Annotated in this window: 15 protein-coding genes and 2 pseudogenes; 6 read left to right on the forward strand and 11 right to left on the reverse strand. The window is 61.3% G+C overall.

Going from position 1 to position 17,781, the window contains the following annotated elements:
- Positions 1–3: 3 nt before the first annotated feature.
- The 4 genes from PSH78_RS17190 to PSH78_RS17205 form a co-directional block, all read right to left on the reverse strand.
- Positions 4–981, reverse strand: a complete 978-nt coding sequence (locus tag PSH78_RS17190; RefSeq protein ID WP_305495674.1) for an ABC transporter permease — start codon at positions 979–981, stop codon at positions 4–6.
- Positions 978–2,531, reverse strand: coding sequence for a sugar ABC transporter ATP-binding protein (locus PSH78_RS17195; protein ID WP_305495676.1), 1,554 nt, complete (start codon positions 2,529–2,531; stop codon positions 978–980). The genes PSH78_RS17190 and PSH78_RS17195 overlap by 4 nt, the downstream gene beginning before the upstream one ends.
- 55 nt (positions 2,532–2,586) lie before the next feature.
- A complete protein-coding gene (locus PSH78_RS17200) occupies positions 2,587–3,546 on the reverse strand; it encodes a sugar ABC transporter substrate-binding protein (RefSeq protein WP_305495677.1) in 960 nt (319 codons plus the stop codon).
- Positions 3,547–3,681: 135 nt separating this feature from the next.
- Entirely contained in the window at positions 3,682–4,128 is a 447-nt protein-coding gene (locus tag PSH78_RS17205) for a hypothetical protein (RefSeq protein WP_305495678.1), read from the reverse strand.
- A 311-nt stretch (positions 4,129–4,439) separates the two neighbouring features.
- On the opposite strand from PSH78_RS17205, the pseudogene PSH78_RS17210 reads away from it, so the two are divergent.
- The 3 genes and pseudogenes from PSH78_RS17210 (at position 4,440) to PSH78_RS17220 (ending at position 6,685) form a co-directional block, all read left to right on the forward strand.
- A pseudogene (locus PSH78_RS17210) lies at positions 4,440–5,529 on the forward strand (asparaginase).
- Positions 5,530–5,690: 161 nt separating this feature from the next.
- The gene (locus PSH78_RS17215; RefSeq protein ID WP_305495679.1) at positions 5,691–5,990 is read left to right on the forward strand and encodes a DUF1654 domain-containing protein; all 300 of its coding nucleotides are present in this window, start codon (positions 5,691–5,693) and stop codon (positions 5,988–5,990) included.
- A gap of 5 nt (positions 5,991–5,995) precedes the next feature.
- Positions 5,996–6,685 carry an endonuclease I family protein gene (locus PSH78_RS17220; protein WP_305495680.1) on the forward strand — a complete coding sequence of 230 codons (690 nt, stop codon included), beginning with the start codon at positions 5,996–5,998 and terminating at the stop codon, positions 6,683–6,685.
- A gap of 135 nt (positions 6,686–6,820) precedes the next feature.
- Here PSH78_RS17220 and PSH78_RS17225 read toward each other — a convergent pair whose 3' ends face one another.
- Positions 6,821–7,186, reverse strand: coding sequence for an SPOR domain-containing protein (locus tag PSH78_RS17225; protein ID WP_305495682.1), 366 nt, complete (start codon positions 7,184–7,186; stop codon positions 6,821–6,823).
- Between the two features lie 247 nt (positions 7,187–7,433).
- Between PSH78_RS17225 and csrA the strand changes: the two genes are divergently transcribed.
- A complete protein-coding gene (gene csrA / locus PSH78_RS17230; protein WP_003179932.1) occupies positions 7,434–7,628 on the forward strand; it encodes a carbon storage regulator CsrA in 195 nt (64 codons plus the stop codon).
- 373 nt (positions 7,629–8,001) lie between these two features.
- On the opposite strand, the gene cysS is transcribed toward csrA, so the two are convergent.
- Complete coding sequence (gene cysS / locus PSH78_RS17235) at positions 8,002–9,384, reverse strand: cysteine--tRNA ligase (protein ID WP_305495683.1); 1,383 nt, start codon at positions 9,382–9,384, stop codon at positions 8,002–8,004.
- Between the two features lie 21 nt (positions 9,385–9,405).
- A pseudogene (locus PSH78_RS17240) lies at positions 9,406–11,105 on the reverse strand (glutamine--tRNA ligase/YqeY domain fusion protein).
- Between the two features lie 250 nt (positions 11,106–11,355).
- Between PSH78_RS17240 and PSH78_RS17245 the strand changes: the two are divergent.
- Entirely contained in the window at positions 11,356–11,859 is a 504-nt protein-coding gene (locus PSH78_RS17245; protein WP_305495685.1) for a peptidylprolyl isomerase, read from the forward strand.
- Positions 11,856–12,623 (forward strand): UDP-2,3-diacylglucosamine diphosphatase, encoded by a 768-nt coding sequence (locus PSH78_RS17250; RefSeq protein WP_305495687.1) that lies wholly within the window; start codon positions 11,856–11,858, stop codon positions 12,621–12,623. The genes PSH78_RS17245 and PSH78_RS17250 overlap by 4 nt, the downstream gene beginning before the upstream one ends.
- A 115-nt stretch (positions 12,624–12,738) precedes the next feature.
- Here the strand turns inward: PSH78_RS17250 and PSH78_RS17255 are convergent, their stop codons facing one another.
- The 4 genes from PSH78_RS17255 to PSH78_RS17270 all read right to left on the reverse strand — a co-directional run bounded on the left by PSH78_RS17255 (position 12,739) and on the right by PSH78_RS17270 (position 17,612).
- Entirely contained in the window at positions 12,739–14,268 is a 1,530-nt protein-coding gene (locus PSH78_RS17255; RefSeq protein ID WP_305495689.1) for a DHA2 family efflux MFS transporter permease subunit, read from the reverse strand.
- 192 nt (positions 14,269–14,460) lie between these two features.
- Positions 14,461–15,657 carry an HlyD family efflux transporter periplasmic adaptor subunit gene (locus PSH78_RS17260; protein ID WP_305495691.1) on the reverse strand — a complete coding sequence of 399 codons (1,197 nt, stop codon included), beginning with the start codon at positions 15,655–15,657 and terminating at the stop codon, positions 14,461–14,463.
- A 15-nt stretch (positions 15,658–15,672) separates the two neighbouring features.
- Entirely contained in the window at positions 15,673–17,142 is a 1,470-nt protein-coding gene (locus PSH78_RS17265) for an efflux transporter outer membrane subunit (protein ID WP_305495693.1), read from the reverse strand.
- Positions 17,139–17,612, reverse strand: a complete 474-nt coding sequence (locus PSH78_RS17270; protein ID WP_305495695.1) for a MarR family winged helix-turn-helix transcriptional regulator — start codon at positions 17,610–17,612, stop codon at positions 17,139–17,141. The genes PSH78_RS17265 and PSH78_RS17270 overlap by 4 nt, the downstream gene beginning before the upstream one ends.
- Positions 17,613–17,781: the final 169 nt, after the last annotated feature.

Here is a 17,781-nt window from a genome sequence, read left to right on the forward strand (position 1 = left end):
GCCTCAAGCCCGCCGACTGGCGCGCTGGCTGCGGTACGTATCGAGCACCACCGCCACCACGATCACCGCGCCGGTAATGATCCTTTTGGTCGGCTCGGTCGCGCCGATCTGGGCCAGGCCCGCCGCCAGCACCGAAATGATCAACACACCGAAGAAGGTACTGATGACCGAGCCACGTCCGCCCATCAGGCTCGTACCGCCGATGACCACCGCGGCGATGACTTGCAGCTCAAGCCCTGAACCGGCGTTGGGGTCCGCTGCCTCCAGGCGCGAGATCTGAAACAGCGCGGCGACACCGGCCAGCAGCCCCATCAGGCTGAATACCAGGATCTTGTAGGGTTTGGGATTGATTCCGGCCAGACGCACGGCCTCTTCGTTGGTGCCGATGCCGATCAGGTAGCGACCGAACACGGTACGGGTCAGCACGGCCTGGGCAATGAAAATCACCAGCAAGGCAATGATGAACGAAGGGGAAATGCCGAAGGCGATCGGGTTGGACAGCCAGGCGAAGGAGTCGCCGATATAGGCGGTCCGCGAGCCGGTCATCTGGTACGCCAGGCCACGGGCCATTTCCAGCACGCCCAGCGAGACGATGAACGACGGGATGCGCCACGCCACGGTAATCGATCCGGTCACCGTCCCGGCCAGCGCCGCCACGGCCATGCCGAGCAAGGCCGACGGCCAGACGCTCCAGCCCCAGCCGAGCACCGCCACGCTGACCGTCGAGGCCGCCAGCGCCAGCACCGAGCCCACCGACAGATCGATGCCGCCGATGATCAGGATGAACGTCATGCCGACCGCCAGTACCATCAAATCCGGAATCTGGTTGGCAAGGGTGCTGAAGGTATCGTAGGAAAGGAAATGGCTGCTCAGGACCGAGAACAGCGCGACCATGGCCAGCAAGGCGCCGGCCAGGCCCAGGTAGGTGCCAAGGCCATAAAAGTTGCCATTCGATTTGCCGACGGCAGGAGCGGTTTTCATGAGAGTTCCCTAGGCGCTGCTTCGTTGAGCAACGCATCACGTTTCTGGTAGCCGGCGAACGCGGCGGCAAGCAAGTCATCCTGGGTCCAGCTGTCGCGCTCGAAGGTGTCGATCAGGCGCCCGGCGGACAGCACGCCGATCCGGTCGCAGATCAGCATCAGTTCCCGCAGGTCACTGGACACCACGACCAGCGCCTTGCCCTGGCGAGTCAACTCACCGAGCAGCGCATAAATGTCGAATTTGGCGCCGACGTCGATGCCCCGGGTCGGCTCGTCGAACAGCAATACCGAGCAATCGCGTTCGAGCCAGCGGCCGATCACGACCTTCTGCTGGTTGCCGCCGGACAGCTCCGACACCAGCTGCGTCGGGCTGGAGCTGCGGATGCGCATGGCATCGATCTGCCGCTGCGCCAGCGAGAGTTCCTCGCTGCCGTTGACGAAACCGCCACTGGAAATCTCCGGCATGTTGCCCAAGGCAATATTGGCCGCGATGGATTGGGTCAGCAGCAAGCCTTCGCCCTTGCGATCCTCGGTAATCAAGGCGATGCCATGAGCTACCGCGTCGGCCGGCGAGCGAATGCTCACCACCTGCGCCGGTGAACCCAGCGCCACCGTGCCGCTGTCGGCCGCATCGGCGCCGAAGATCAGCCGCAGCAGCTCGGTGCGCCCTGCCCCGATCAGGCCGGAAATACCGAAGATTTCGCCACTGCGAACTTCAAAGGACACATCGCGAACCTTGTCGGAACGGCTCAGGCCCTTGACCGTCAGTGCCGGTGCGCCGATCTGGCGCGGGCCCAGGTCGATGTGCTCGCCCAGCTCGCGACCGACCATCAGCGTCACCAGTTGCTCGCTGTTGTAGTTGGCCATCGGCTCGACGCAGACCAGGTTGCCGTCGCGCAGGACCGCAATGCGCTGGGCCACCCGCGCCAGTTCTTCGAGGCGATGGGAAATGTAGATGATCGACACGCCGCGGGCTTGCAGACGGGTGATCTGTTCGAACAGCATCTCGACTTCACGGGCCGTCAGCATGGCGGTCGGTTCGTCGAGGATCAGCACATGGCAATCGCCGATCAGGTTGCGAGCGATCTCGACCATCTGTTGGTGACCGATCCCCAGCTCACCGACCAACGTGTCCGGATCGATGGCATCCAGCCCCACCTGGGCCATGGCCTCGACTGCCGCCTTGCGCAATTGCTTGCGGCTGATCCAGCCAGCGTGGCTGGGCAGGTTGTCGAGGAACAGGTTTTCAGCCACGGAAAGGGTCGGCAGCAGGTTGAGCTCCTGCATCACCATGCGCACGCCCAACGATTCAGCCTGGGTCCGGCTGCCGGGACGGTAATCCTGCCCCTGGAATTGCATCTGCCCGGTCGTCGGCGTGACCAGCCCGCCGATGATCTTGGACAAGGTACTTTTGCCGGCGCCATTTTCGCCGGTCAGCGCCAGCACTTCACCGCGCATCAACGTCAGGGTGATATCGCTCAGTACCGGCTGCGCATAGGTCTTGCCGATACCGCTGACGCAAAGGACAGCGTTCGGATCACGAACGGACATAACAAACTCTCCAATGCGCCCGCCCGGACGGGCGAGCGCCGTTGTGTCGCCAGGGTTACGGCTTGGTCACCAGCTCGACCGGAGTTTCAATGACGCCGTTGGTGCCGCTGTCGACTTTTTCGCCCTTGAGCATCTTCAGCGCGGTTGCGATGCCGAACACCGCCTGCCTGGCAGCGAACTGGTCGGCTGTCGCCAGGACGCGACCGTCCTGGAGCATCGGTTTGATGGCGTTGATGTTGTCGTAGCCGACCACTTGCACCTTGCCCGCCTTGCCAGCGGCACGAACGGCCGAGACCGCACCGACCGCCATGCTGTCGTTGCCGGCCAGCAATGCTTTGATGTTCGGGTATTCGCTGAGCATCGACGCGGCAACCTGGTTGCCCTTGTTGATTTCCCAGTCACCGGATTGCAGGGAGACGACCTTGATCTGCGCCGCTTCCATCGCATCCTTGAAGCCTGCGGTGCGCGCCTGGGCGTTGGTGGTGGTCGACACGCCTTCGATGATGCCGACCTCGTCACCGGCCTTGAGCTGCTTGGCCAGGTACTCACCCACCAGGCGGGCGCCCTTGCGGTTGTCCGGGCCTACGAACGGCACGTTGATGTTCTTGCTCTTGACCACGGCCGGATCGAGCTGGTTATCGATGTTGATCACGGTGATGCCGGCATCCACGGCTTTCTTGATCACCGGCACCATGGCCTTGGAATCAGCCGGCGCGATAATCAGCGCATCGACCTTGGACACGATCATCTGCTCGACGATGCGAATCTGGTTGGCGGTGTCGGTTTCATCCTTGATCCCGTTGGAGATCAGGTCGAACTCGGCGGAGTGTTCCTTCTGATAAGCCTTGGCGCCATCTTCCATGGTCAGGAAGAATTCGTTGGCCAGGGATTTCATGACCAGGGCGACCTTGGGTTTTTCGGTGGTCTGGGCGAGCGCCGAGGAGAATGGCAGTGCTGCGGATGCGGCCGCGAGCATGGCGACGGCGAGAAGGCGTCCAGCGAATGGCAGCTTCATGGGTTCACTCCGATTTTATGATTATTGTGAGCAAAATCGTCGCACGACAGCCGCGCAAACGTTTGCGTGGAATGAACTATGGTAAAGCATCAGGGTTTTGTCAACGTTGCGGTTTCCTCCGCAACGTTGAAAACGTCATGCGGTGGTATTCACCAGCGCCCCCGAACCCGAATCCTTGGCCAGCTCCTTGATCAGGTTGCCGGTGACCTGTTGCAGCGCGCCGGTGGTATCGGCGATCTGCCCTTGGATAGCCATGACAGCGGTCGTCTTGGCCTCGGGCGTTGAGTACGCACGCGTCTGTGCAGCGGCAAGTTGTTGCTGCTGCTCCCGCAATTGCTGCTGGAGTTCCTGCATTCGCTTGAGCAGCACTTGCATAGCGATACTTTGCGTACTGCCACTTTTCTCGGTCTTGCCCTCGGCTTCGGTTGCCAGGTTCGCACGGACCGGGCCGGTTTCCTGCGTTTCGCCAAGCGCCTCGTCAGCCGCGTCGGCGCTCGCCTCCCTCAGGGCATTCAGCGTGGAGATGGATCTACCACCGATGGTGATGGTCGCGGCATTGGGAAAGCCGATGGAAAAGGACATGTCTCGCTCCGTGAATGAATTCCTACAAAGGCATCGTCCGTCAGAGCTTTTTCTTTAGCGCTTCAGACCTTTCTTTCAGCCCTTTCCCTTTCGGGTAACCGAACAGTAAACACTCGCGACATTCGGAAACCCGTCCCCGGACTGCTTGCCCGGCCCCCTCACTCAATGCACATCGTTATGGATATCAACGCCTTAGGCCCTGATCGGCGGCACCGACCGGGCTGGTACGGATCATGCTCCTCCAGCTGTGTTCCCGGCATTCAGGTCTGCCGGAACATCTAGATGAATCCTCATGACTAGAGAGAAAAATAATGACATCTGCTTTCAAGACTCTTGTTCCGGGCGCCTTGGCCCTTCTGCTCCTGCTGCCCGGCGCACTCCAGGCAAAAGAAACCCAAACTGAGCAAAAGCTCGCCAACGTCGTCATCCTCGCCACCGGCGGCACCATCGCCGGCGCGGGCGCCAGCTCGGCCAACAGCGCCACTTACCAGGCGGCGAAGGTGGGCATCGAACAACTGATCGCCGGCGTGCCCGAGCTCAGCCGACTGGCCAATGTGCGTGGCGAACAGGTCATGCAAATCGCCTCGGAAAGCATCACCAACGACAATCTGCTGCAGCTGGGCCGGCGCGTCGCGGAGCTCGCCGACAGCAATGACGTCGATGGCATTGTCATCACCCATGGCACCGACACGCTGGAAGAAACCGCGTACTTTCTCAACCTGGTGGAAAAGACCGAAAAGCCGATCATCGTCGTCGGCTCGATGCGTCCCGGCACTGCGATGTCGGCCGATGGCATGCTCAATCTCTACAATGCCGTGGCCGTGGCCAGCAGCAAGGAAGCACGGGGCAAGGGCGTGCTGGTGACCATGAACGATGAAATCCAGTCCGGTCGCGATGTCAGCAAGATGATCAACATCAAGACCGAAGCCTTCAAGAGCCCATGGGGCCCGCTGGGCATGGTAGTCGAAGGCAAATCCTACTGGTTCCGCCTGCCGGCCAAGCGCCACACCCTCGACTCGGAATTCGACATCAAGACCATCAAGAGCCTGCCGGACGTGGAAATCGCTTATTTCCTACGGCAACGTCAGCGACACGGCTTACAAGGCCCTCGCCCAGTCCGGCGCCAAGGCGATCATCCATGCCGGTACCGGCAACGGTTCGGTGTCGTCGCGGGTTGTGCCTTCGTTGCAGGCCTTGCGCAAGGAAGGCGTGCAGATCATTCGTTCGTCCCACGCCAACGCCGGCGGTTTCGTGCTGCGCAACGCCGAACAGCCTGACGACAAATACGACTGGGTCGTGGCCCACGACCTGAATCCGCAGAAGGCGCGCATCCTGGCCATGGTCGCCCTGACCAGGACTCAGGACAGCAAAGAATTGCAGCGGATATTCTGGGAATACTGATACCTCATGCCCGGCCGTTTCCGGCCGGGCTGTTTCGCCACCTGCTTCCTACGAGAAGGTGGCGCTTCGCCTACACACCCGCTAAAAAAACGTATTTCTCCTACACCAAAGTCGGAAAAGTGTTGTCAGACGATTTTCTTGAATTTTAAGCAGTTGCGTAATTGCCTACGGTTAAATACTGTATGCCCGTACAGCTTAATAAGGATAATCCTGTGGCAACGCCTCTCGCTGCAACTACCCCTTTAGATTCCTACACACGACTCGGCCTGCGCGTCTCGAAAATCATCAACTCGCCCACCGCGCAAAAGGCCAAGGCCGCGCTGATCTTCCGCCTGCCCGACGAGCCGATCGACGAGTGGGAACGCCTGCTCGAAGGAATCGACGAGAACGACAACGTCACCCTCGCTTATCGCGACGATGGCGGTGTGCAGGTTTTCTGGGTTGTGCCGAAGGAAGATTGAGCCCGATGATTGTTCGCTGTTTAGCTTTATTGCTCGTCTTCGTTGCCACGGGGACACAGGCTGGTGCGCCGCGCACCTTCAACGAAGCCAAGAAAGTCGCCTGGAAACTCTATGCGCCGCAATCCACCGAGTTCTACTGCGGGTGCAAATACACCGGCAACCGGGTGAACCTGGCGGCCTGCGGTTATGTACCGCGCAAGAACGCCAATCGCGCCGCCCGCATCGAGTGGGAGCATATTGTCCCGGCCTGGCAGATCGGCCATCAGCGCCAATGCTGGCAACAGGGCGGGCGCAAGCAGTGCACCCGCTACGACCCGGTCTATCAACGGGCCGAGGCGGATCTGCATAACCTGGTGCCGAGCATTGGCGAGGTGAATGGTGATCGCAGCAACTTCAGCTTCGGCTGGTTGCCGGTGCAGAAAGGCCAGTACGGCTCATGCCTGACCCAGGTGGATTTCAAGGCCAAGAAGGTCATGCCGCGCCCGTCCATTCGAGGGATGATCGCCAGGACCTATTTCTACATGAGCAAACAATACGGTTTGCGCCTCTCCAAACAGGACCGGCGCCTGTATGAGGCCTGGGACAAGACCTATCCGGTGCAGGCCTGGGAACGCCAGCGCAACCAGAGCGTGGCGTGTGTCATGGGTCGCGGGAACGAATTCGTCGGCCCGGTGGACCTGAAGGCCTGCGGCTGACCTGGCATTCGTTAACAGCAGAAAACAATGTGGGAGCGAATTTGCTCGCGATAGCGGAGTGACAGACAACAGGTTTGTCGACTGATATACCGCTATCGCGAGCAAGCTCGCTCCCACAGGTTCTGTATTGACCGATTATTGGGCTGGCGGGAAGTCCACCACCAAGGCCTCGATGTTGCGTTTCTTCGCACGGACCAGGGCAGCGGTGATCTGCTCCTGCTTCGCTTCGGCTTCAGCCTTGGAGCTTAACGGCCCTACCAGGACGCGGTCCTTGCCGTTTTCCCTGACGACGGTGGACATGAAGCTGTGCTCGATCAGCCATCCGGTCAGGTCGCTGACGGCCTGGGGCGTCTGGCCTCGAACCTCGACGGCCCACTGCGGGGCGGCAGCGGCGGCCGGCGTGGCGCTCGCCACGGGCTTGGACTTCGGCGCCTCGACGTCACGTCCTTCACCACATCCCGCCAGCGCCAATACCACCATTACCCAAGCCAATTTACGCACAACGATTCCCCCGAAAGACATGAGGCGGGAATTTTAGCACTCACTGTCGCCAAAAACGCCGCAAACGGAGCTCAAAACACGAGAAACCTCTCCGGCGTCTCTGTATAGTCGCACCCTGGGAATTAATGCAGCATCTGCACGTCAGAAAGAGGCACCCACATTGTGACACTTAGCACTAATCTATAAGCAGTACCGACATCTGCACTGTCTGAATCAGGTGCCCTATAAAGCAATCAAGGAGAACACCATGCTGATACTCACCCGCAAAGTCGGTGAAAGCATAAACATTGGTGACGACATCACGATCACCATTCTGGGCGTAAGCGGCCAACAAGTCCGGATCGGCATCAACGCCCCGAAAAACGTTGCGGTGCACCGCGAAGAAATCTATCAGCGTATCCAGGCCGGCCTGACTGCTCCTGACAAGCCACAAACGCCCTGAGCCCCTGCCGCAATCCGCAGCCAGCCCGTTTGCAGCAGCGCAGTGGCTGGCTAAAGATCAGGCCGACCGAGCCTCACCCTGCTCTATCCCGCCTTTGACGTTCCGTTAAAACCGATACTACTGGCATGTCTCACAGCATGGCTGTCAGACGTTTCGTTTTAATGGCGACGAAGCAGGCGTTCGTGACCGGTTCCGGCATGGGGACTGCTGTCAGCGCGAAGGTCGAAGCGACCTATTCCAGAGTGGGCATACAAAAAACTGTGGGAGCGAGCCTGCTCGCGAATGCGCTATACCAGTCAAACCATTGTTGGCTGATATTGCGCTTTCGCGAGCAGGCTCGCTCCCACAGGGGTATTGCGAGGGCTGGAAGGACTCAGTCCGCCAATCGCCAGGTCGTCCCGCCCTTGCCGTCTTCGAGCACCACGCCCATGGCGGTGAGCTGGTCGCGGATGCGGTCGGATTCGGCCCAGTCCTTGTTGGCCCGCGCGGTCAGGCGCGCCTGGATCAAGGCCTCGACCTCGGCGGCGTTCACCCGGCCCTCGGCGCCGGCTTGCAGGAAGTCGTCGGCTTCAAGCTGCAACACGCCCAACACGCTGGCCAATTCCTTCAGCCGCGCTGCCAGGCCCGCCGCCGCATCGAGATCGCTCTCGCGCAGGCGGTTGATCTCACGCACCATCTCGAACAGTACCGCGCAGGCTTCCGGCGTGCCGAAGTCGTCATTCATCACTTCGGTGAACCGCGCCACAAACGCTTCGCCACCGGCAGGCGGCACGGACGGCAGGCCTTTCAACGCATGGTAGAAACGCTCCAGGGCGCCTTTGGCGTCCTTGAGGTTGTCTTCCGAATAGTTGATGGCGCTGCGGTAGTGGCTGGACACCAGCAGGTAACGCACAACTTCCGGGTGATACTTGTCGAGCACATCGCGGATGGTGAAGAAGTTGTTCAGGGACTTGGACATCTTCTCGCCATTGATGCGGATCATGCCGCAATGCATCCAGGCATTGGCGTAGGTCTTGCCGGTGGCCGCTTCGCTCTGGGCGATTTCGTTTTCGTGGTGCGGGAACTCCAGGTCGCTGCCGCCGCCATGAATGTCGAAGGTTTCGCCCAGGCAGCAGGTCGACATCACCGAGCATTCGATGTGCCAGCCCGGACGCCCGGCGCCCCACGGCGAATCCCAGCTCGGCTCGCCCGGCTTGGCGCCTTTCCACAGCACGAAGTCCAGCGGGTCTTCTTTCGACTCGTCGACTTCGATGCGTGCGCCGATGCGCAAATCTTCGATCTTCTTGCGCGACAGCTTGCCGTACCCCATGAACTTGGCGACGCGGTAGTACACGTCGCCGTTGCTCGGTGCGTAGGCGTAGCCCTTGTCGATCAGGGTCTGGATCATCGCCAGCATGCCCGGGATGTGGTCCGTGGCACGCGGTTCCAGGTCCGGCTTCTGGATGTTGAGGCGCGCCTCGTCCTCATGCATCGCCTTGATCATGCGCTCGGTCAGCGCATCGAACGCTTCACCGTTCTCGTTGGCCCGATTGATGATCTTGTCGTCGATGTCGGTGATGTTGCGCACATAGGTCAGGTCATAACCGCTGAAGCGCAACCAACGGGTCACCAGGTCGAAGGCAACCATGCTGCGGCCATGGCCGAGGTGGCAATAGTCGTACACGGTCATGCCGCAGACGTACATGCGGACCTTGTTGCCATCCAGCGGCTTGAAGACTTCTTTGCTCTTGGTGAGCGTGTTGTAGATCGTAAGCACAGGGTTTCCCTTAAGACTTGATCACTGACCCCAGGAGTCGCGCAAGGTCACGGTACGGTTGAACACCGGAGCACCGGGTTTCGAGTCCTTGATATCCGCGCAGAAGTAGCCTTCGCGCTCGAACTGGAAACGGTCTTCCGGCTGTGCGTTGCCCAGCGAAGGCTCGGCACGACAACCGGTGAGTACTTGCAGGGAGTCAGGGTTGATGTTGTCCAGGAAACTGGCGCTGTCCTCGGCCTTCTCCGGGTTCGGCGAACGGAACAGGCGATCGTACAGGCGCACTTCGCACTCGACGCTGGCGGCGGCCGGCACCCAGTGGATCACGCCCTTGACCTTGCGACCTTCCGGGTTCTTGCCCAGGGTGTCGGGATCGTACGAGCAACGCAGCTCGACGATATTGCCGTCGGCGTCCTTGATCGCCTCGTCGGCACGGATCACGTAGCTGCCGCGCAAGCGCACTTCGCCGGCCGGCTCCAGGCGCTTGTAGCCCTTTGGTGGTTCTTCCATGAAGTCGTCACGGTCGATGTAGATTTCCCGGGCAAACGGCAGGACGCGCACGCCCATGTCTTCTTTCGGGTGGCACGGCAGTTCGAGATTCTCGACCTGGCCTTCCGGGTAATTGGTGATGACGACTTTCAGCGGACGCAACACGCACATGGCGCGCGGTGCGCTGTGGTCCAGGTCCTCACGAATGCTGAATTCCAGCATGCCGAAATCGACCACGCCGTCGGAACGGTTGGTGCCGACCATCTCGCAGAAATTGCGGATCGACTTCGGCGTGTAGCCACGACGGCGGAAACCCGACAGCGTCGACATGCGTGGGTCATCCCAGCCGTTCACGTGCTTCTCGTCCACCAGTTGCTTGAGCTTGCGCTTGCTGGTGATCGTGTAGTTCAGGTTCAGGCGGCTGAATTCATACTGGCGCGGGTTGGCCGGCACCGGCAGATGCTCGAGGAACCACTCGTACAGCGGACGATGGCTTTCGAATTCCAGGGTGCAGATCGAGTGCGTGATGCCTTCGATGGCGTCCGACTGGCCATGGGTGAAGTCATAGTTCGGGTAGATGCACCACTTGTCGCCGGTCTGGTGGTGATGAGCGTGACGGATGCGGTACATGATCGGGTCGCGCAGGTTCATGTTCGGCGAGGCCATGTCGATCTTCGCGCGCAGCGCACGCGGGCACCGTCCGCGAACTCACCGGCGCGCATGCGGGCAAACAGGTCGAGGTTCTCTTCCACGCTGCGGTCACGGAACGGGCTGTTCCTGCCCGGCTCGGTCAGGCTGCCGCGATATTCCTTGGCCTGCTCCGGCGTCAGGTCACATACATAGGCGTTGCCGGACTTGATCAGTTCCACCGCCCAGTCATGCAACTGGTCGAAATACTGCGAGGCGTAGCGCACTTCGCCGGCCCATTCGAAGCCCAGCCACTTGACGTCGCTCTTGATCGCGTCGATGTATTCCTGGTCTTCCTTGGCCGGGTTGGTGTCATCGAAACGCAGGTGCGTGACGCCGCCGAACTCCTCGGCCAGGCCGAAGTTCACGCAAATGGATTTGGCGTGACCGATGTGCAGATAGCCGTTGGGCTCCGGCGGAAAACGGGTGACGATCTGCGTGTGCTTACCCGAATCCAGGTCCGCCTGGATGATCGGGCGCAGGAAATTGACCGGCACGGCCGGGCCGGTCTTGGAATTCGAGGTAGGGTCGACAGTGGGCTTGCTCATAGGATCCTTGAACATACAAGTGCGCGGCCGGGTGCGGCCTGATAAATCAAAGCCCGTATCATAGCCGATGCTGTCAAGCACCTGACAGGCCAGGCCGGCAAACGACTGAATTTATTCGACAGCCAGATGAAAAACAGCCTCGAAATTCGCGCATGGCGCGCTAAACTGCCCAGCCTGGCCGATTACAGCCAGACCGGTTGCGGGCGTCTGCGCCCCCGAAACCCACGAATTCCTTGAAAGAGTAGTGATCATGACCCAAGTCAAACTGACCACCAACCATGGCGACATCGTCCTGGAGCTGAACGCCGAGAAGGCACCGATTACCGTTGCCAACTTCGTTGAATACGTCAAGGCCGGCCACTACGAAAACACCGTTTTCCACCGTGTCATCGGCAACTTCATGATCCAGGGCGGTGGTTTCGAACCTGGCATGAAAGAAAAGAAAGACAAGCGCCCGAGCATCCAGAACGAAGCCGACAACGGCCTTTCCAACGACAAATACACCGTTGCCATGGCCCGTACCATGGAGCCGCATTCGGCTTCCGCGCAGTTCTTCATCAACGTCGCCGACAACAGCTTCCTGAACCACAGCGGCAAGACCGTACAGGGCTGGGGCTACGCCGTATTCGGTAAAGTAGTTGAAGGCACCGACGTGGTCGACAAGATCAAAGGCGTCTCCACTACTTCCAAGGCTGGCCACCAGGACGTCCCGGCAGAAGACGTGATCATCGAGAAAGCCGAGATCATTGAGTGATATTGCTGATTTCAGATCTGCATCTGGAAGAGGAGCGCCCGGACATCACCCGGGCGTTTCTGGATTTACTCGCCACACGCGCCCGCTCGGCGCAAGCGTTATACATTCTGGGCGACTTCTTCGAAGCCTGGATCGGCGACGATGCCATGACGCCGTTCCAGCGTTCCATCTGCCAGGCCCTGCGCGAATTGAGCGACAGCGGCACGGCGATTTTCCTGATGCACGGCAACCGCGACTTCATGCTCGGGCAGGCTTTCTGCAAAGCCGCTGGCTGCACCCTGCTCAAGGATCCGACCGTCGTGCAATTCAATGCCGAGCCGGTGCTGCTGATGCACGGCGACAGCCTGTGCACGCGGGACGTCGGCTACATGAAACTGCGGCGCTGGCTGCGCAACCCGGTCACGCTGTTCATCCTGCGCCACCTGCCCTTGCGCAGCCGCCAGAAACTGGCGCGCAAGCTGCGCAGTGAAAGCCGCACGCAGGTGAGGATGAAAGCCAACGACATCGTTGACGTCACGCCAGAAGAGGTCCCGCGCGTGATGCAGCACTATGGCGTGAAAACCTTGGTCCACGGCCACACCCACCGCCCCGCCATCCACAAGCTGCAACTGGGCGAACACGCCGCCCGGCGCATCGTGCTCGGGGATTGGGACAAGCAGGGCTGGGCGTTACAGATGGATGAGCAGGGCTTTTCGCTGGCGCCGTTCGAGTTTGCGCCGCCGCCACAACTGCCGGCACCGGACACAATCTCCGATCCAATATAAATCCCCTGTGGGAGCGAGCTTGCTCGCGATAGCGGTGCATCAGCCAACGAAAATGTTGGATATGAGTCCGCAATCGCGAGCAAGCTCGCTCCCACATTGGAATTGCATTACCCAGTCAATGCCCTGCCGAAGCAGGCCCGGCCTTCGCCGCAAACGGCGGTTTCGCCAGCCACACCAGCAGGATCAACCCCATGAACGCCCAGCCCAGCAGCGTGAAATAATCCACGGTGGAGAGCATGTACGCCTGGCTGGTGAGGATCTGGTCGAGCTGCGCGTACACCGGCGTGCTCGCTCCGCCAAGCTGGTTGATCGTCTCGCGCGTGGCCGGTTCGAAGGTGCTGATGCTTTCGCTCAGGTAGGCATGGTGCTGGTCGGCGCGGCGGATCCAGATCCAGGTGGTCAGCGACGCGGCAAAACTGCCGCCCAGGGTCCGCAGGAACGTCGCCAGCCCCGCGCCATCGGCGATCTGCTGGGGTGGCAGGTCGGACATCAGGATGCTCAGGGTCGGCATGAAGAACAGCGCCACGCCAATGCCCATGAACAGCTGCACCAGGGCAATGTGCTGGAAATCCACCTCGTTGGTAAACCCGGCGCGCATGAAGCAACTCAGGCCGATCGCCAGGAAAGCCAGCCCGGCCAGCAGGCGCAGGTCGAACTTGTGGGCGTATTTACCAACGAAAGGTGACATCAACACCGGCAGGATCCCGATGGGCGCGACTGCCAGGCCGGCCCAGGTGGCGGTATAACCCATCTGGGTCTGCAACCACTGTGGCAGGATCAGGTTGATGCCGAAGAACCCGGCATAACCACCCACCAGCACAATCGTCCCGATGCGAAAGTTGCGATAGGCAAACAGCCGCAGGTTGACCACCGGATGGCGGTCGGTCATTTCCCAGATCACGAACACCGCCAGCGCAACGACCGAAATCAGCGCGCCGACGATGATGAAGTTCGACTCGAACCAATCCAGGTCGTTGCCCTTGTCGAGGATCACCTGCAACGCCCCGACACCGATGATCAGGGTGATCAACCCGACGTAATCCATCGGCTGGCGACTGGTGACCACCGGTCGCGCCTTGAGCTGCTGACGCACCACCAGCACGGCGAATATCCCGATCGGCACGTTGATGAAGAAAATCCACGGCCAGCTGTAGCTGTCGGTGATCCAGCCACCCAGGATCGGCCCGGCGATCGGCGCCACCACGGTGACCATCGCCAGCAATGCCAAGGCCATGCCGCGCCTGGCCGGCGGGTACACGGCAATCAGCAAGGTCTGGGTCATCGGATACAGAGGCCCGGCCACCAGGCCCTGAACCACACGAAAACCGATCAGCTCGGGCATCGACGTGGAAACCCCGCAGAGGAACGAGGCCAGGACGAACAGCATCGTTGCCCACAAAAACAGTTTCACCTCGCCAAACCGGCGGCTCAGCCAACCGGTCAGCGGTAGCGCGATCGCATTGCTCACCGCAAACGAGGTGATGACCCAGGTGCCCTGCTCCGAACTGACGCCCAGGTTGCCGGAAATGGTCGGCAAGGCGACGTTGGCGATGGTCGTGTCGAGCACCTGCATGAACGTCGCCAGCGACAACCCGATGGTGCTGAGCAACAGGCTGGGCGGCGTGAAGGACGCGTTATTGCTCATTGCGAGAATCCTGAATCGGAGGTGGTGAAATTTGTCTGGGCAAGACACAAACCCTGTGGGAGCGAGCCTGCTCGCGAAAGCGCTGTGTCAGTCACCATGGATGCAAGCTGGCCCGCCGCCATCGCGAGCAAGCTCGCTCCCACAAGTCCTGCTCCTTTCCTGATAATGCACAAGGTCTGCCTACGACAGCCTTCAACGCTGCGCGGTCTTGCTCGCCGCCGCGCTGTTCTCATGAATCAGCCGAGTGATCATCGCGTCGGCGTCGGCCAGCTGGCGGTCGTAGACCTGGGTGCTGAACGAGGCTTTTTGCGGTGGCTGCTGCGCCAGTACCGGGCCGCTCTGGTCGTGGAGATTGACGTTGACCTGGGTCGACAGGCCGACCCGCAGCGGATGCCTGGCCAGCTCCTCGGCATTGATATGAATGCGCACCGGCACCCGCTGGACAATCTTGATCCAGTTACCGGTGGCGTTCTGCGCTGGGAGCAAGGCAAACGCACTGCCGGTGCCGGCGCCCAGGCTGTCCACCGTGCCGCTGTACTTCACGTCGCTGCCATAAAGGTCGGTCTCGATGTCCACCGGCTGGCCGATGCGCATGTCACGCAGCTGGGTTTCCTTGAAGTTGGCGTCGATCCACAGCTGGTCCAACGGGATCACCGCCATCAGCGCCGTGCCCGGCTGCACGCGTTGCCCGAGCTGAACGGTGCGCTTGGCGACGTAACCGGTCACCGGCGCAATCAAGGTGCTGCGGGCATTGCTCAGGTAAGCCTGGCGCAGTTGCGCGGCCGCCGCCTGCACGTCGGGATGGTTCGACACCACGGTGTCATCCACCAGCGCGCTGGTCGTCATGAGTTGTTGCCGGGCATTGGCCAGGGCGTTCTGCGCCGAGGTCAGGTCGTCCCGGGCGTGGGACAGTTCTTCCTGGGAAATCGCCCCGCCGGCCGCCAGGTTCTTGCGTCGGTTGTAGTTTTCCCGGGCCTTCTGCACTTCCGCTTCCTGCGCATGTACCTGCGCTTTCATGCCGTCGACATTGCTGTACAAACCACGCACCTGACGCACGGTATGGGCCAGGTTGGCCTGGGCACTTTGCAAGGCAACCTCGGCGTCGTTCGGGTCGAACTGCACCAGCACCTGGCCTTCGCGCACCAGGTCACCGTCATCGGCGCCAATGCTCACCACGGTGCCGGTGACTTGCGGGGTGATTTCCACCACGTTGCCGTTCACGTAGGCATCGTCGGTGCTTTCGCTCCAGCGTCCATACAGTTCATGCCAGGCCCAGACACCGACGCCGGCGAGAATGACGATCAGGGCCAGGGCCAGCAGCAACACCTTGCGCTTGCGCGGGTTGCCGCTGTCCTGTTGGGTTTCTTGGGTAGTTTCGGCAGTTGCCATGACAAGTACCTCGAATCAGTGAGTCGGCGCGGTGGCGGCCGGAGTGGCCGAAGCGATGGTTTGGGTATCGAAACCACCGCCCAGGGCCTGCATCAGTTGGATCGACAGATCGATCTGCTCGGCATTGAGGGTCGCCAGTTGGCGCTGGGCCTGGAGCAGTTGTTGCTCGATGCTCAACACGTCCAGGTAATTGCCGATACCGGAACCGTAGCGCTGGACCACGGTGTCGTAGGAGTTGCGGGCGATATCCACCGCGTGTTGCTGGGCGCCGAGCTGCCGACCGATGTCGCGCAACTGGTTGATGGTGTCGCTGACGTCGCCAAGGGCCGTGACCAGGCTCTTGTTGTATTGCGCCACCGCCAGGTCGTAGTCGGCGTCCCGGGCATCCAGGTCCGCCCGCAGTCGGCCGCCGTCGAAGATCGGCAGCGACACGGTCGGCGCCACGTTGAAGAAACGACTGGGCGCGCCGAACATCGCGTCACCCAGCAGCGATTGCACCCCCGCCGCCGCGCTCAGGTTGAGGTTGGGGTAGAAGTTAGTCTTGCCGGCCTCGATGTTCTTGCTCGCCGCCTCGACCCGCCACCGCGCCGCGACCAGGTCCGGACGGCGGCCGAGCAACTCGGCCGGCAGATTAGACGGCAGTGCCACCGCGCTGGCCTGCAGCACGTTGGGCCGGGCGATTTCGTTGCCCCGGTCAGGGCCTTTACCCAGCAGCACCGCCAAGGCGATCTTTGTGCTTTGCAGGCGCTTTTCCGCGTCGATCAGCGTCGCATCGGCGCTGGCTTCGAGGCTTTCGGTCTGCTGGAACTGGTATTCGCTGTCGATCCCGGCACCGAGACGGCGCTTGCCCAGGTCGAGCATCTGCCGCGTGCGCTTGAGGTCTTCATTGGCCAGGTCATAAATGATGTGGGCCTGGCCCAGGTCGCTGTAGGCCCGGGCCACGTCGGCGGCGAGGGTCAGTTGCGCGGCCTGGCGATCGATCTCGGCGGCGCGGGCCTGGCCCAGGGTCGCTTCCCAGGCGGCACGTTGGCCGCCCCAGAGGTCGAAGTTGTAATTGAAATCCACGCTCAGCGAACGCAGCGTGCTATAGGCCCCGCCCTGCCCTTGCGGGTCCTGGTCACGGGCCAGGCGCGAACGGCTGACACTGCCGCTGGCGTCGAGGGTCGGCAGGCGCGCGGCATTCGCGGCATAGGCAGCGGCACTGGCCTGGTGCACCCGGGCGCTGGCGATCTGCATGTCCGGGCTGTCGCGCAGCGCTTCTCGGATCAAGCCGTCGAGCTGCGGATCGCCAAGGCTTTTCCACCAGTCGCTTTTCGGCCACGCGGCGGGCGACAGTTTGACCCCGGTCAGCGATTGCCCAGCCTGCAGGCTCTTGGCCTCCAGGCTGACGCCCTCGGTCTTCAGGCCGCTATAGCTGGCACAACCGGCGAGGCTCATGGCCAACAGCACCAGGCTCAGGCGGGTACGCAAGGTTTGATGTTTCATTTGGCCCCCAATCGCAAGACGGTGATGGGGTCACCGGCGGCGAGCAGTATTTTCTTGAGGATGTCTTCGAGGGTTTGCAGCTCCTCGCGGCTGATGGCGCCCGCCAGTTGATTCATGGCGTCGGCGCCGATGAACGGCAGGCGATCGGCGAGGGCCTGGCCGGCGTCGGTCAGCACCAGACGAACCTGGCGCCGATCCTGTGCCGAGCGCTGGCGAACCAGGAAGCCCTTCTGCTCCAGGCGGTCGAGCATGCGGGTCATCGAGCCGCTGTCCAGCGACAGGTACCGGCACAGCTCAACCGGCGTATCGATGCCGTGCTGGGCCATGATGATCAACACCTTGAACTGCGCGGCAGTGATGCCGACGGGCTCCATGTGGGTGTCGATGATCCGGTCCTTGAGCGCCGCGGCGCGGCCAAGGAGCATGCCAAGATGGCAATTGTGGAATTCGTCCGGGGTGAAATGCTTCATCGGGATACCGTTAGCTGCCTAGGCAGTGAATGTATGTCGAGATGTTACTGCTTAGGCAGCAAATGTCAAACAAATAGTTAGTTAGCTATGCATAACCAACAGAAATGAGAAAACACATGTGGGAGCGAGCTTGCTCGCGATAGCGGTCTGTCAGCCTGCGAATAGGTTG

Origin of the sequence: Pseudomonas sp. FP198, assembly GCF_030687895.1 — a bacterium.
Taxonomy (GTDB): Bacteria; Pseudomonadota; Gammaproteobacteria; order Pseudomonadales; family Pseudomonadaceae; genus Aquipseudomonas.

Excerpts from the sequence above, each read along its gene's own strand:
- PSH78_RS17190 (WP_305495674.1), bottom strand. The coding sequence starts at position 981 with ATGAAAACCGCTCCTGCCGTCGGCAAATCGAATGGCAACTTTTATGGC.
- PSH78_RS17245 (WP_305495685.1), top strand. The coding sequence starts at position 11,356 with ATGACCCAAGTCAAACTGACCACCAACCATGGCGACATCGTCCTGGAG.
- PSH78_RS17270 (WP_305495695.1), bottom strand. The coding sequence starts at position 17,612 with ATGAAGCATTTCACCCCGGACGAATTCCACAATTGCCATCTTGGCATG.
- PSH78_RS17220 (WP_305495680.1), top strand. The coding sequence starts at position 5,996 with ATGATTGTTCGCTGTTTAGCTTTATTGCTCGTCTTCGTTGCCACGGGG.
- PSH78_RS17205 (WP_305495678.1), bottom strand. The coding sequence starts at position 4,128 with ATGTCCTTTTCCATCGGCTTTCCCAATGCCGCGACCATCACCATCGGT.
- PSH78_RS17265 (WP_305495693.1), bottom strand. The coding sequence starts at position 17,142 with ATGAAACATCAAACCTTGCGTACCCGCCTGAGCCTGGTGCTGTTGGCC.
- PSH78_RS17200 (WP_305495677.1), bottom strand. The coding sequence starts at position 3,546 with ATGAAGCTGCCATTCGCTGGACGCCTTCTCGCCGTCGCCATGCTCGCG.
- PSH78_RS17195 (WP_305495676.1), bottom strand. The coding sequence starts at position 2,531 with ATGTCCGTTCGTGATCCGAACGCTGTCCTTTGCGTCAGCGGTATCGGC.
- csrA (WP_003179932.1), top strand. The coding sequence starts at position 7,434 with ATGCTGATACTCACCCGCAAAGTCGGTGAAAGCATAAACATTGGTGAC.
- PSH78_RS17260 (WP_305495691.1), bottom strand. The coding sequence starts at position 15,657 with ATGGCAACTGCCGAAACTACCCAAGAAACCCAACAGGACAGCGGCAAC.
- PSH78_RS17255 (WP_305495689.1), bottom strand. The coding sequence starts at position 14,268 with ATGAGCAATAACGCGTCCTTCACGCCGCCCAGCCTGTTGCTCAGCACC.